Below are 12,374 nucleotides of genomic sequence, written 5' to 3' on the forward strand. Positions count from 1 at the left end.
CGCAGCCGTGGGGACAGCATGAGCGACGATGAGGCTCCGTCCGGCGACGACTCGGACGACGTCGAGCCAAGCCGCGGCTCCGACCGCGCCCGCGAATCGGAGCGGGACACACCGGGCCGCGCCGAACCGCTCGATCCTCGCGTCGGCGAGGGCCTGCTGGACCGTGACATGGGACCGAGCGGGGCCATGGCGCACCTCTACCGTGGCGAGATCCACCGGATGAAGCTGTGGCGCGAGCGACTGGACAAGACTACCAACTGGGCGGTCCTGTTGATCGCGGCCGTGCTGACGTGGGCGTTCTCCAGCGAGGCCAATCCCCATTACGTGATCCTCGTCGGCCACGCCGCGGTCGTGATGTTCCTGTTCATCGAGGCGCGGCGCTACCGGGCCTACGACCTGTGGCGCTCACGCGTGCGAAAGCTGCAAGAACACGTCTGGGCCGTGGGGCTCGATCCCAATATCGACCTCGAAGAGTCCGACTGGCGCGAGGAACTGGCAGCGGACTACCGGCGACCGAAATTGAAGATCTCGACCGAGGAGGCCATCGCCCATCGGCTCCGGCGGGTCTACTTCCCGCTTTTCACCGTGCTGAACGGCGCGTGGCTCCTCCGAGTGACCGCCTTCGCGGGCACGGACTGGCCGGCGAGCGCGGCGGTCGGCACGATCCCCGGAACTCTCGTCACTGCAGTCGTCGCCGTGCTGTACGTCGGCGCACTGGTGATCTGCTGTCGACCACGGACCTGGCACACCCGAGGCGAACTGCTCGACGCGGATCTCAGACAGGACGGAGACTGAAACTGTCGGACAGCGTATTTTACGTCCGACGTGTCCGAGGACGACGGGAAAACAGTATATCCAGACTGACTCGACGGACGCCCGTTACGAACGTCTATACTGTGATCAGCGGACCCGTGACGGCGGCACCAGGAGGACGTTCGAGTTCGCCCGGGCGGTGACGTCCTCCGAGACGCTCCCGAGCAGGAGCCGCCGCATCGGACTCTTCCCGCGTGCCCCCAGGAGGATCGTCGTCGGCTCGAACTCGGCTTCGGCCGCCAGTATCTCGTCGGTCGCGACGCCTTCGCGAACCTGTGTGGTGGTCTCGATCCCGCGGGATCGCAGGTCGTCGCCGAGGTCGGTCAACCGTTCCTCGGCGTCGTCGACGCCGCCGCTCCCCGCCCGTCGCTTCGGCGGCGCGACGTGAACCAGGAGCGCCTCCTTCGTCGCGGTCTGGAGCCGGTCGAACTGTTCGAAGGCGTGCTCGGCGTTCTCCGAGAAGTCGGTCGCGTAGAGGATCCGCTGGAAGAGGTGTTCGTCGGCCACCTCGTGGTCGTCGTCGCGTTCCACGATCCGCTGGACCAGCAGCGGGCGGACGCTCGTCCGCGCGACGTTCCGTGCGGTCCCGCCGATCAACCGCTGTTCGAGCGGGCTCTGTCCCCGCGAGCCGACGATCACGAGATTCGCGTCGACGCGATCGGCCAGCCCGTTGATCCGCCGGTGTGGCGTCCCGCGCATCACGTGGGTCTCGACCGCGAATCCCTCGCGTTCGAGGAGGTCCCGCTGTCGTTCGAGGGCGGCCTCGGTCCGCTTGCCCACGTCACTCCCCGGCATTCCGGCCGTGACGTTCGGGCTCGTGACGGTGACGAGGTCGATCGTGTCGATCCCGTACCGTCCGAGACACTCCAGACAGGTTCGTGTCCCGATTGCCGTCTCGATCGCCTCCGACAGGTCGGTCGCGTACACTGCGCGCATGGGTCGACCTACGACGGCTGTCGTAATTAGTATTGTGGGTGTGGCACAATACAAACGACTTCGTCCGGCACCGTTGCGACTCGGCACGATGGAGTCGGGGAGAATGGGGTTGTTGAAGAGCGGAGTCGAGTGGGGGACTCGTCCCCGGTCCTCACTGCTCGCTGGTGGGGCGGGCGTGCTGGCTCACTTCCAGTCCCATCTCGCCACTGGTACCGAGCGTCACGACCACGTCCTCGACGGTGCGGACGTACTCGCTGCTGTGTTTCCCGGTGGTACAGATCCGCGTGCGCTCTTCGAGCAGCCCCGCGTCCGTTAGCAGTTCGAGTTTGCGGTACGTCGTCGAGAGCGGCAGGTCACAGGCGTCCGAGACTTCGTTCGCCGAGAGGGCGTCCCTGCTCGTCGCGTCGAGGATAGCACGGCAGTCCGCATCGTGGAGGGCATCGAGGACGCTCTGAATCCTGCCGGTTTCTTCGACGGTCGTCACGTCGGTCGAGGCGTTGTCGGCGAACTTCACGGACGAAACGGCGGTCGGTGACTGGCTCATACTACGTACAACACCACCGAGAGGGAGGAACTGACAGCCCCAGTATTCGGGAGGGTTTATATGCAGGCCGAACCGGTTCGTCTCACGTTCTTCCGAGACGGGGGTCAGAGCAGGTCGCCGAGCAGTTTCGTCTCGGCCGCCGAGAGGTGCTCCCGAAAGGTCGAGGGGTTGATGTCGAGTTCGTCGGCGATCTCCGTCGCGTTGGCCCGTCGCGGGTTCTCGAAGTAGCCCATCTCGTGGGCCGTCTCCAGCACCTCTAGTTGGCGGTCGGTGAGTTTGCTCCGGTCGACCAGTACGGAGTCGCGCCCGGTTTCACCGGCCGGGGCCCGAACGAACCGCTTGATGTCGACACCGGGAAACTGCTGGCGGAGTTCGCCCACCACGGCCTGTAACTCTTCGTAATCGGCCGCGTGAAACACGACCGTCAGGTGCCCCTCCCTGGCGACGTATCGGGTGACTGGACAGCCGAACTGTCCGAGACACGCGCAGGGACAGGACACTTCGTCGTCGTGGACGAGCCGGTACCGCCGTGTCGACCCGTGGGAAAACACCGTCGTGAGGTCACTCTCGGGTTCGAGTTCCTCGTCGATAGAGAACTCCGTCGTGCTTTCGGCGTCCGCTGATGGACGGACGCTGGTCGCCACCGAATCGACCGTCGCCCCTGCCTCGGTAGCGTGTTCGACGATCGGACAGATGTCGGGCGTAGAAAATTCGACTGTCGCTCTGATCCCGGACGACATCGGTGTGGACGCTTCCCCCGGGACTCACTTTAGTGTACAGGTCAGTTCGGTGGTCCCTCCAGCAACTTCGTTCCTGGAAACGCCGACGATCAGCTATTTCGACGGGCGACCAGATACGCGACGAGGAAGACGGCTCCCAGCCCACCTGCGACGACCGCGAACGGACCGTCCTGTACGGTCAGTATCGACGCGGTAATGGCCAGCGCGCCCGCGAGAACGGCGTATCCGAGTCGATCTCTCTGAGGGGCCCCGTTCGCCCGTTCGGTCCGCACGACGAGTTCACCGCGTTCGAGTCGGTCCAGCGTTCGGTCGAGTCGCGCTGGAAGACGCGTGAGCGCAGGGAGTGACCGCTGTGCATCTGTCCAGGCTTCCTCGACCATCCCTTCGAGTTCGCGTTCGATGAACCCCTGTTCGACGAGGAACTGCCGGATGACGACCAGAAAGTCGAACTCCGGGTCGAGTTGTCGACAGACGCCTTCACCGACGGTTCCGACCCGGATGAGCAACATCACGTCCGGCGGAATCCGGAACGGGAAATCCTGCAACATCGTCGTCAGTTCGGTTATGATCGCCCGCCAGGTGACCTCCGAACGACCCTCGAGATTCTCGATGACGAGTTCGAGCACCCGACCGACCTCCGCGCGGTCGACGCCGGGGTCGAGGACCTCCAGTGCGATCAGTGCGTCGACCAGTTCGTGGACGTCACGCCGGACGAGCGCCCGATAGAGGCCGATAATGTCCGTCTGAACCCGGTCAGAGAGCCGCTCGCTCATGCCGAAGTCGTATATCAACAGCCGCCCGTCGTCCGTGACGGCGAGGTTGCCCGGGTGCGGGTCCGCGTGAAACACACCGTCGACCAGCCCCATCTCCAGGTAGATCGTCGCGATCCGTTCGGCCAGTTCGTGTGGCGTCACGTCGACGCCCTCGAACGCGTCCTCGTCGGTTATCTTGCGCCCGGTCAGATAGTCCATCGCCAGGATCCGCTCGGAGGACAACTCCTCGTAGGTGGCCGGCACCACGACCCGATCGTCGTCGGCCAGATTGTTGCGGATGTCCTGCATCACCGCTCGCTCCCGGTCGAAATCCAGTTCGTCGACGATGATCTCTTCAAAGTCGTCGGCCGCGTTGCGAATCGAGAACTTCTGGCGCTCGTCGACGAAGACGCCGATCACCGGCACCAGCGCACGGACGACCTGGAGGTCGCGTTCGATTACCGATTTCAGCCCGGGGCGACGGACCTTCAGTGCGATCCGCTCCCCACGATACTCGACCGTGTAGACGTACGCGAGCGACCCGCCGGCGACGGTCTCGAGTGTCGAGAGGTCGAGTTCGTCCCCGAGTTCGGCTTCGACCACCGCACGCGGATCGCCACCAGCGTCCTCCGGGACCTCGTCCTGCAGCGTCCCGAACACGTCCGCGTAGGGAGGCGGGACGATGTCCGGCCGTGTCGAGAGGACCTGGCCAACCTTGACGAACGCCGGCCCGAGTTCGAGCATCGTATCGCGCATCCGTTCGGCCCGACGACGATGGGCACCCTCGTCGAGCCGTCTTTGCCCCCCGAACAGCAGGAACCGCCGTCGGTCACGGAGAAACGCGACGGCAAACGGGAGAAACCGGGCGACGACGAGGAGATACCGGCGGACGAACCCCGTCATCGGTGTCGCCCGTCCGTCTCGTCTCTGTATCGACAGTTCATAATTTCAGTTCGAATGTTTCATTCATATACCTGGCTGGGATTCGACTCGTCCGCGTGACCAACGACCGCGGTCGGAAGTGCGACCGAGACCTCACCGCATCTCCCCGAGGGAGACGAACGAGTCCTCGTCGGCGGTGATCCAGGTCGTCATCAACTCGACGCCGCTCACATTGGGCGGGTAGAGCGTACACTCGGCCGTCCCATCGCGTACGGGCACGATCTTCGCGGTGATCGACACGGATCGCGCCCCATCGCGTGCGGGTGTCGGGAGCGGTGCTTCGTCCGGAACGTCGTCGGTCTGGTGGTTGCCCATCGTGATACCCTCCGAGTCGGCGGCTTACTCGGAGTGTGGTCTCCCCACCGTATAACACCGCTCGGAAGTTCCCGCGAATCGAAAATTGTGTCGCTACCGGCCGATATCAGGCAGTATCCAGTGCCTCGTCGATGTTCACTTCCCGGCCGCTCAACTCCTCGGGGACGAGCTGATACAGCTGAATGTCGAGATCTTCCTTGGACTTCCCCCAGATCTCGAACAGCGGGCGTTTGGCGTCACCGTACTGTTCGACGTGTTCGATGGTCAACTCCGACCGGGGGATCTGTTCGAGTGTCCCGACTGCGACGACGCTCCTGTACACGTCGTTTTCGTTCTCGTAGACGACGAGTCGGACCTGTGGTGAAGAGCCGAGAAACGCACGTTTCTCGCTTTCCGGCGTCGAGACGAGTCGCAGATAGAACTGCCGTTGGTCACTATCGTACCCATAGGAGATCGGTATCGCGTACGGCTCGTCGTCGCGTGCGAGCGACAACACTCCGGTTTCGTGACGGGCGAGAACCGTGTCGGTCTCGTCCATCGACAGCGACGTCTGCTGATCCAGAGCCATCTGTTCGCTCGGGTCTAAACCCCTGTGGGATTAATAGTTGTCCGTCCTGTAGTGTGGCCCGAGGAGCGACTACACGGACTGCCTGTCTGGGGTGGTCTCAGAGAACGCCGTCGGCGGTACGCTCGCACTGCAGACCACACAGCCGTTCTCGACCAGGGCGTCCCGCATGGCCGTGTTCACCGGTATGGATTCGCCACACTCCGGGCAGGCGAAGGTGTACTCAGATCCACTGGTCATACCTACACGTAGGACTGGCCCCGATAAATCATGTACTCTTCCTCCAGAGCAGTGGGAATTACTCGTTCAGGCCGCGACCATCCAAATTCCCGCGTGGCTGGAAATAGAGGCCTTCATTTAACCCCCGGGTACTAACTGTTAGTACGGATGGTCGAGAACGGGGCCGCGGAGTATCGGTTCGTCTGCGAGGAGTGCGGCGAGTCCCTGGAGGTCAACGAGGCGATGCGAGAGACGCTCATCGAGAAAGGGTGCGTCATCTGTAGCGCCACCGTAACGACTGCCGAGTTTTCCACCGAGTGAACACCTCGAGGGAATAACTATAGAACCTGTCACTATTCCCCTCACTGCGACACCCGTCGTCCCTATAGCGGCATATGGTTTATGCGACTCGTTTGTGACGGAATCGGATCGTGCTCGTCGGGAGCGATCGCTATCGAACTGAACACGAACGATGGGGGCGTGCCACGACAGTCACCGGTTGCTCACTCGACGGACACGGACGAGATACTCGATCGGCCTTTTCGACCGAAATCTGTAACCCCGATAGTAGCACCTCGACCCCAGGGGTCACGGCGGAAAAACGCCACCGCTCCAGTATCGGCCGACCACCACCCGCCAAGCACGCGGCGTTTGTATATTTGGCGCAGTGGTACCATACAGCCGTGCGTAGGGCACTAATAACTCAAATATCTTTACAATATCGTCGGCGAGAGGGTAACAGAGACACAAATAAGATAGTTTATTCGCAGTACTGGGGATAACCTTTAGTCCCCGGCGTTCGATCACACGGACATGTCTACCGACGATGGTGTCGACACGTCTCGGACGAGTGTTCGGACCTACGTCCCGGCGTACCAGAAAGACGAGTGGGAGCGACAGGCCGACCGCATGGACATGAGCCTCAGCGAGTTCGTTCGCTCGATGGTGCAGGCCGGGCGTCGTGGCTTCGACGGCGGTTCCGACGACGGTGCCGACCGGGCCGGTGAGCCACCGGAGAGCGACAATGGTGATCTGGAGGGCCAGGTCGTCGCCGAACTCCGGAAGCGAGAGTGTTGCTCCTGGGACGATCTCGTGACTGCAGTAACTGACGATATAGAATCCGAACTCGAACGCACCTTACAGGAGAGTCCGCGTATTCAGCACAGTCCTCGGCAAGGTGGATACGTTCTGGAGGACCCATGAGCCAGGCACGGACCACCGAGAACGCGGACGATCCGGTGGCGTACTTCCTGCAAGACATCGAGTTTCAGGGCAAATCGGCCCGTACACGGGAGTCCTACGAACGGGTTCTCCGTGAGTTCGAGACCTATCTCGGCGCGAACGACATGGGCGGACTGGACGACGCGTCCTACAGGGACTGTATGTCCTGGATTCACACGCTCCGTGGCTCACACGCCGAAAGTTCGATCGCGACGTACGCGTCCTACCTCCACAGGTTTTACTCCTACATGGTTCAGGTCGGTGTCTTCGACGCCAACCCGATGACCGTCGTGATCGAGGAGATGGACGAGTCGATCCACACGGATCCGACAAGACGGGACCTCGCGATCGAGGAGATGCGGGGGTTCGTGGAGACACTACAACACCCGCTGGCCGACGGTATCGTTACGACACTCCTCAAGACCGGGATGCGATCCGGTGAACTGTGCAATCTCGACGTCCGCGACCTCAATCTAGACGGGACCACACTCTCGAACGCCGGGCTGGACGAAGTCAGACCCCAGCTCGAGGGCCGTCCGGACTCGATATACGTCGACGATGCGCCCGAACGCGGCGAGCACATCAACGGCGAACGACGCAGCGCCTCGAACAAACGCAAGCGAGCGACGGTCGTCCCGATCGATTCGGAGCTGAAAGCGACGCTGGAGCGATGGCTCGCCGTCCGACCGGACCCGGCGTCACCGGCCGATCCCGTGTTCGTGAGCACGACCCGGAACTGGGGAGAACGCGTCACGATCGATGCCGTCCACCATATCGTCGCGACCAACGCGGAACGCATGGGATGGTATCGGACCGGCGGCGGTGCCGACGAGAACGTCACACCCCACTACTTCCGGCACTTTTTCACCACACACCTCCGGGACCGGACCGGCGATCGCGGGATCGTCAAGTACCTCCGCGGCGACGTGGCTTCGGACGTGATCGACACCTACACCCACAACTGGGGAAGCCGTGTCCGTGAGACCTACGAATCTCACATCTATTCGCTCTCCTGACCGGGATCTCGTGCCCAATCATCAGTATGATTATTAAATTAAGCATATATTAATTGTCTACTGGACAACGCATAAACCATATACCGCTATATGCAAACTGCTGGTTCGACCACCCCACAGACCCCGTGATGTAGCTCGTCCGATCACGAATCGTTCACCGGACGGTGTACAGTCCCTGGGTCAGTATCGAGCCCGGGAGCATGATACGATAGCTACTTATTTATTCGCTCGTCCGGACCGTTCTGTATGTCAAAGGCCGATGCCGAACGCTCGAAAGCGACGGTCACCGCCGAGAATATCGGTGGTATTTCGCGAACCGAGGTCGATATTCCACCAGGTGTGACCGTGCTTTCCGGACGTAACGCGACGAACCGCACGTCTTTCCTGCAGTCGATCATGGCCGTCATGGGGAGCGACGACGTGACGCTCAAGGGAGATGCCGACGAGGGTGAGGTGGAACTCGCCCTCGACGGCGACACGTATCGACGGACCCTCAGTCGGACGAACGGATCGATCGCGTTCGGTGGCGATCCGTACCTCGAGGACGCCACACTGGCCGATCTGTTCGCGTTTTTGCTCGAATCGAACGAGGCCCGGCAGACTGTCGTCCAGAAGCGCGACCTCCGGGAACTGATCATGCGGCCCGTCGACACCGACGAGATCAAAGCCGAAATCGACCGCCTCGAACGCCAGCGTACGGAGATCGACGACGAACTCGACGAACTGGATTCGCTCAAAGAGGAACTCCCGTCCCTGGAAGAGCGCAAACGGGAACTGGAGGACGATATCGACGCCAAACGCGAGGCACTCGCCGAAAAGGAAGCGGAGATCGAATCGGCCGACGCCGACGTCGACGAAACCCGCGAGGAGAAACGCGAACTCGAATCCCGACTCGACGACCTTCGTGATCTCCGGTCGGACCTCGAATCCGTCCGGTCGGACATCGACGTGCAGGAAGAGAGCATCGAGTCGCTCGAGCGTGAGTTAGCGGACCTCGAAACCGAGCACGACGAACTCCCCGACACGCCGATGGGTGAGCACGAGGAGATCGATCAGGAGATTTCTCGGCTTCGCGAGCGCAAACTGACGCTCGAATCCGAGGTCAGCGACCTCCAGGACATCATCCAGTTCAACGAGGAGATGCTCGACGGGGAGGAGACGGACGTCACCGACGCACTGGCCGCGGAGGACGATCCCTACGAGGATCTGACCGACCAGCTCCTCGAATCCGAGTCGACGATCTGCTGGACCTGCGGGAGCGAAGTCGACCCCGACCGCATCGAAGAGACGGTGGACACGCTCCGGACGGTCCGGCAGGACCAGATGAGCGAAATCCGCGAGATCGAGGACGAACTCGACGAGCTACGGTCCGACAAGCGCGACCGCGAGAAAGCCCAGCGCCGACGCGAATCACTCGAGAACGATATGGCGGACCTCGAAGCTGAGATCGACCAGCGCGAGACGCGACTCGAAGAGCTTCGGGAGCGACGCGACGACCTCAGCGAGGAAGTCGAAGCGGTCGAAGACGAGGTCGAGGCACTGGAATCGGAGGACTTCTCGGAAATTCTCGACCTGCACAAGGAGGCCAACCAGCTCGAGTTCGAGCTGGGACAACTCGAATCCGATCTCGACGACGTCGCCGATCGCATCGCGACTGTCGAAGACCGACTGGCCGACGAAGACGACCTGCGGGCACAGCGCGAGGAAATCAGCGAGGACCTCGAGGCCCAGCGGACTCGCATCGACCGGATCGAACAGGGGGCCGTCGAGGAGTTCAACGACCACATGGACGAGGTGCTCGAACTGCTGGGCTATGAAAACCTCGCACGGATCTGGATCGAGCGCGTCGAGAAGACAGTCAGGCAGGGGCGACGCAAGGTCGAGAAGACGGCTTTCGAACTCCACGTCGTGCGCACCACGGACTCGGGCACGACCTACGAGGACACGATCGATCACCTCTCGGAGAGCGAACGCGAGGTCACCGGCCTCACCTTCGCGCTGGCGGGCTATCTGGTGCACGACGTGCACGAGACGGTGCCGTTCATGCTGCTAGACTCGCTCGAAGCGATCGACGCCAACCGACTGGCCGATCTCGTCTCGTACTTCTCGGAGTACGTCCAGTTCCTCGTCGTCGCGCTCCTCCCCGAGGACGCACAGGCGCTGTCGGACGAGTACGCCCGGGTCACCGAAATCTGAACGATACCGGCTCGATCCGAGGGTCGCGATGCTACATCATTCTGCCTCACACTCACAGCCGCCGCGTTTCACCAGGTCGACGAACTCGTACTGCGTCTCACACTCCTCGCAGTGGACGCTTATGTCGATGAACAGCCGAAACTCCCCGAGGGTAATGCGATCGGTCCCGCGGAGTTGATCGAGGCTGCGTTCGGCCACGGAGCGCGTCCTGGATTTCAGTCGCTGGATCGTATCGACCACGCTCTCCGTTCGGTCGGCCTGACTGTCACTCTCGTACTGTGCGTCGCGATACTCTTTGAGGTAGGACCGGATCGCCTGGTAGGTGACGAAATCCCGTTCGAGCTGGTCGACGTCGACGCCGTGTTGTTCCAGACGGCGGCGGGCTTCGATACGATTCCCACTACTCACGTCGTCGTCGGTCAGGAGGCGATAGATGTTCGCGACTTCGCCGTCGACCGTCGACATCCCGGCGTCCGTGATCGCAGCGTCGAGCAGGCGCTCGTTGAACCGATCTGCGAGCGCCCTGAGACTCTCCCGTTCGCTCCCATCCGCGGTCCAGAGCGATTCGAGGCGATCGCCGTACGCCCCACCGAGCCCGTACTCGTCGATGAGGCGGGCGACCTTACTGTCGATCGTGTTCCTCCCCTCCGTATCGTCTTCTGTAACCATCGTATACGCTCCGATAAGTGGAACTGACCATTAAATCCGTGGGTTCCAGAGCGGGTTCGACCGTCACGTACCTATATCTGGCCCCCCGGGAATAACACACATATCACTGTTATTCTAATGCCGTCGAAGCACATCCAATACGGTGGCCATCCCGTTCAGGGGTGCCGACTGCGGTAATCCTCGGCAGCTATCGTCCCGCTATTTGGCTGCCAGAACGGCAGAGGACGTCGAATAGGGAGCCCCGTGGAATTCGGCCACTGCGCGACGAATCTAATAACGCCTGTAGTTCTGTTATTCGGTGGTGCGGTCCATCGAACCGGTTGCGTGTCATCTTGGCGGGCGATCAGTACTACTGGGAGTCGACCGCTGTCCATTGCAGCACGGGAGCAACCGTTCCGAGCCTTCCGGATCTCGAAATCCCGAAGAACCAGAACTCGCGGATAGCCACCCTGTGGTCTCGGTCGCACGAGAACGTTTCCGGAATGGTCGGAAATATTCCGTCCGGACTCGTAACTTCGACCGGGTCCAGAATTCGACCATAGAGACCACTCACGCCACCGTATTCGACGATTCACGACGAAATCGACCCGGTGGAAGTGTCGTTTTCAAAACTACTTCTCTCGGCAATCGTTCCGACGATGGCGGAACTGTTATGTGTGACACGTCGAATTGTGGGGTATGACAAACGACGGCCGGATCAAGTCGATACAGACCGCCTTCGAGTTGATCGAAGGGCTCGAACAGCTCGACGGGGCCCGGGCGTCGACGCTGGCCGACCACGTCGACAAACCCGTCAGTACCGTCCACGACTATCTCCAGACGCTGGAACAGATCCAGTACGTGACCAAACACGACAACGTGTACCGCCCCGGCACGCGGTTCCTGGAGATCGGCGAAGCCGAGCGGGTGAAGCGGCCGCTCTATCAGGTCGCCGAACCCGAACTCACGTCGCTCGCCGAGGAGACCGGCGAGTTGGCCACACTCATGGTCGAAGAACACGGGAAGGGCGTCCTGCTCGATATCGAGGAGGGCGAGGCGGCGATCCAGCTCCACACTTATCCGGGCGTCCGGATGCCGTTGCATACCTCGGCACTGGGGAAGGCGATTCTCGCTCACCTCCCCGAGGAGCGGGTCGACGAGATCATCGACGAACACGGGCTAACGGCGATGACCAAAAACACGGTGACGGAACGCGATCGACTCGACGACCAACTGGAGGACGCGCGCGAACAGGGGTTCGTGATCGATCGCGGGGAACGGATCGATGGCGTTCTCTGCCTCGCGGCCCCGATCCTCGGCCGGCAGGACCTGGTACTGGGTGCGATCTGTGTCTGTAGCCCCGCCAGTCGCATCGACAACGACGAGGACCTCGAACGGATCAGGGACGCCGTCATGCGCACGGCGAACATGATTCAGGTGAATCTGAACTACTCCGATACGCGGTAA

General features: G+C 61.9%; 14 protein-coding genes. 6 read left to right on the forward strand and 8 right to left on the reverse strand.

What is annotated here, in order from left to right:
* Nucleotides 1-18 precede the first annotated feature (18 nt).
* A complete protein-coding gene (locus BV210_RS17145; RefSeq protein ID WP_084802662.1) occupies nt 19-795 on the forward strand; it encodes a DUF2270 domain-containing protein in 777 nt (258 codons plus the stop codon).
* Between the two features lie 105 nt (nt 796-900).
* Here the strand turns inward: BV210_RS17145 and BV210_RS17150 are convergent, their stop codons facing one another.
* From BV210_RS17150 to BV210_RS20355, 7 genes are all read right to left on the reverse strand, one after another.
* Nucleotides 901-1,749 carry a universal stress protein gene (locus tag BV210_RS17150; protein ID WP_077207838.1) on the reverse strand — a complete coding sequence of 283 codons (849 nt, stop codon included), beginning with the start codon at nt 1,747-1,749 and terminating at the stop codon, nt 901-903.
* A gap of 151 nt (nt 1,750-1,900) precedes the next feature.
* On the reverse strand, nt 1,901-2,293 hold the full coding sequence (locus BV210_RS17155) for a helix-turn-helix domain-containing protein (protein ID WP_077207839.1): 393 nt from the start codon (nt 2,291-2,293) through the stop codon (nt 1,901-1,903).
* 104 nt (nt 2,294-2,397) lie between these two features.
* On the reverse strand, nt 2,398-3,033 hold the full coding sequence (locus tag BV210_RS17160) for a helix-turn-helix domain-containing protein (protein WP_077207840.1): 636 nt from the start codon (nt 3,031-3,033) through the stop codon (nt 2,398-2,400).
* A gap of 89 nt (nt 3,034-3,122) precedes the next feature.
* Nucleotides 3,123-4,688 (reverse strand): AarF/ABC1/UbiB kinase family protein, encoded by a 1,566-nt coding sequence (locus tag BV210_RS17165; RefSeq protein WP_077207841.1) that lies wholly within the window; start codon nt 4,686-4,688, stop codon nt 3,123-3,125.
* A 132-nt stretch (nt 4,689-4,820) separates the two neighbouring features.
* The gene (locus tag BV210_RS17170; protein ID WP_077207842.1) at nt 4,821-5,042 is read right to left on the reverse strand and encodes a hypothetical protein; all 222 of its coding nucleotides are present in this window, start codon (nt 5,040-5,042) and stop codon (nt 4,821-4,823) included.
* A 106-nt stretch (nt 5,043-5,148) separates the two neighbouring features.
* Nucleotides 5,149-5,610: a pyridoxamine 5'-phosphate oxidase family protein gene (locus BV210_RS17175; RefSeq protein ID WP_077207843.1), complete on the reverse strand. Its 462-nt coding sequence runs from the start codon at nt 5,608-5,610 to the stop codon at nt 5,149-5,151.
* A 69-nt stretch (nt 5,611-5,679) separates the two neighbouring features.
* The gene (locus BV210_RS20355) at nt 5,680-5,847 is read right to left on the reverse strand and encodes a hypothetical protein (RefSeq protein ID WP_172824916.1); all 168 of its coding nucleotides are present in this window, start codon (nt 5,845-5,847) and stop codon (nt 5,680-5,682) included.
* A 147-nt stretch (nt 5,848-5,994) separates the two neighbouring features.
* Here BV210_RS20355 and BV210_RS20360 point away from each other — a divergent pair, with 147 nt between their 5' ends.
* The 4 genes from BV210_RS20360 (at nt 5,995) to BV210_RS17190 (ending at nt 10,259) form a co-directional block, all read left to right on the forward strand.
* Nucleotides 5,995-6,147 (forward strand): hypothetical protein, encoded by a 153-nt coding sequence (locus BV210_RS20360; protein WP_172824917.1) that lies wholly within the window; start codon nt 5,995-5,997, stop codon nt 6,145-6,147.
* 492 nt (nt 6,148-6,639) lie between these two features.
* Nucleotides 6,640-7,029 carry a DUF5805 domain-containing protein gene (locus BV210_RS17180; RefSeq protein WP_077207844.1) on the forward strand — a complete coding sequence of 130 codons (390 nt, stop codon included), beginning with the start codon at nt 6,640-6,642 and terminating at the stop codon, nt 7,027-7,029.
* Nucleotides 7,026-8,063 carry a tyrosine-type recombinase/integrase gene (locus BV210_RS17185; RefSeq protein WP_077207845.1) on the forward strand — a complete coding sequence of 346 codons (1,038 nt, stop codon included), beginning with the start codon at nt 7,026-7,028 and terminating at the stop codon, nt 8,061-8,063. The genes BV210_RS17180 and BV210_RS17185 overlap by 4 nt, the downstream gene beginning before the upstream one ends.
* Nucleotides 8,064-8,309: 246 nt before the next feature.
* Complete coding sequence (locus BV210_RS17190) at nt 8,310-10,259, forward strand: archaea-specific SMC-related protein (protein WP_077207846.1); 1,950 nt, start codon at nt 8,310-8,312, stop codon at nt 10,257-10,259.
* A 36-nt stretch (nt 10,260-10,295) separates the two neighbouring features.
* On the opposite strand, the gene rdfA is transcribed toward BV210_RS17190, so the two are convergent.
* Nucleotides 10,296-10,928, reverse strand: coding sequence for a rod-determining factor RdfA (gene rdfA, locus BV210_RS17195; protein WP_077207847.1), 633 nt, complete (start codon nt 10,926-10,928; stop codon nt 10,296-10,298).
* A 678-nt stretch (nt 10,929-11,606) separates the two neighbouring features.
* Between rdfA and BV210_RS17200 the strand changes: the two genes are divergently transcribed.
* Nucleotides 11,607-12,374, forward strand: a complete 768-nt coding sequence (locus BV210_RS17200) for an IclR family transcriptional regulator (protein ID WP_077207848.1) — start codon at nt 11,607-11,609, stop codon at nt 12,372-12,374.

The sequence above is a fragment of the Halorientalis sp. IM1011 genome, assembly GCF_001989615.1.
In the GTDB taxonomy this organism is placed as follows: Archaea; Halobacteriota; Halobacteria; order Halobacteriales; family Haloarculaceae; genus Halorientalis.

Excerpts from the sequence above, each read along its gene's own strand:
- BV210_RS17145 (WP_084802662.1), top strand. The coding sequence starts at position 19 with ATGAGCGACGATGAGGCTCCGTCCGGCGACGACTCGGACGACGTCGAG.
- BV210_RS17150 (WP_077207838.1), bottom strand. The coding sequence starts at position 1,749 with ATGCGCGCAGTGTACGCGACCGACCTGTCGGAGGCGATCGAGACGGCA.
- BV210_RS17155 (WP_077207839.1), bottom strand. The coding sequence starts at position 2,293 with ATGAGCCAGTCACCGACCGCCGTTTCGTCCGTGAAGTTCGCCGACAAC.
- BV210_RS17160 (WP_077207840.1), bottom strand. The coding sequence starts at position 3,033 with ATGTCGTCCGGGATCAGAGCGACAGTCGAATTTTCTACGCCCGACATC.
- BV210_RS17165 (WP_077207841.1), bottom strand. The coding sequence starts at position 4,688 with ATGACGGGGTTCGTCCGCCGGTATCTCCTCGTCGTCGCCCGGTTTCTC.
- BV210_RS17170 (WP_077207842.1), bottom strand. The coding sequence starts at position 5,042 with ATGGGCAACCACCAGACCGACGACGTTCCGGACGAAGCACCGCTCCCG.
- BV210_RS17175 (WP_077207843.1), bottom strand. The coding sequence starts at position 5,610 with ATGGCTCTGGATCAGCAGACGTCGCTGTCGATGGACGAGACCGACACG.
- BV210_RS20355 (WP_172824916.1), bottom strand. The coding sequence starts at position 5,847 with ATGACCAGTGGATCTGAGTACACCTTCGCCTGCCCGGAGTGTGGCGAA.
- BV210_RS20360 (WP_172824917.1), top strand. The coding sequence starts at position 5,995 with ATGGTCGAGAACGGGGCCGCGGAGTATCGGTTCGTCTGCGAGGAGTGC.
- BV210_RS17180 (WP_077207844.1), top strand. The coding sequence starts at position 6,640 with ATGTCTACCGACGATGGTGTCGACACGTCTCGGACGAGTGTTCGGACC.
- BV210_RS17185 (WP_077207845.1), top strand. The coding sequence starts at position 7,026 with ATGAGCCAGGCACGGACCACCGAGAACGCGGACGATCCGGTGGCGTAC.
- BV210_RS17190 (WP_077207846.1), top strand. The coding sequence starts at position 8,310 with ATGTCAAAGGCCGATGCCGAACGCTCGAAAGCGACGGTCACCGCCGAG.
- rdfA (WP_077207847.1), bottom strand. The coding sequence starts at position 10,928 with ATGGTTACAGAAGACGATACGGAGGGGAGGAACACGATCGACAGTAAG.
- BV210_RS17200 (WP_077207848.1), top strand. The coding sequence starts at position 11,607 with ATGACAAACGACGGCCGGATCAAGTCGATACAGACCGCCTTCGAGTTG.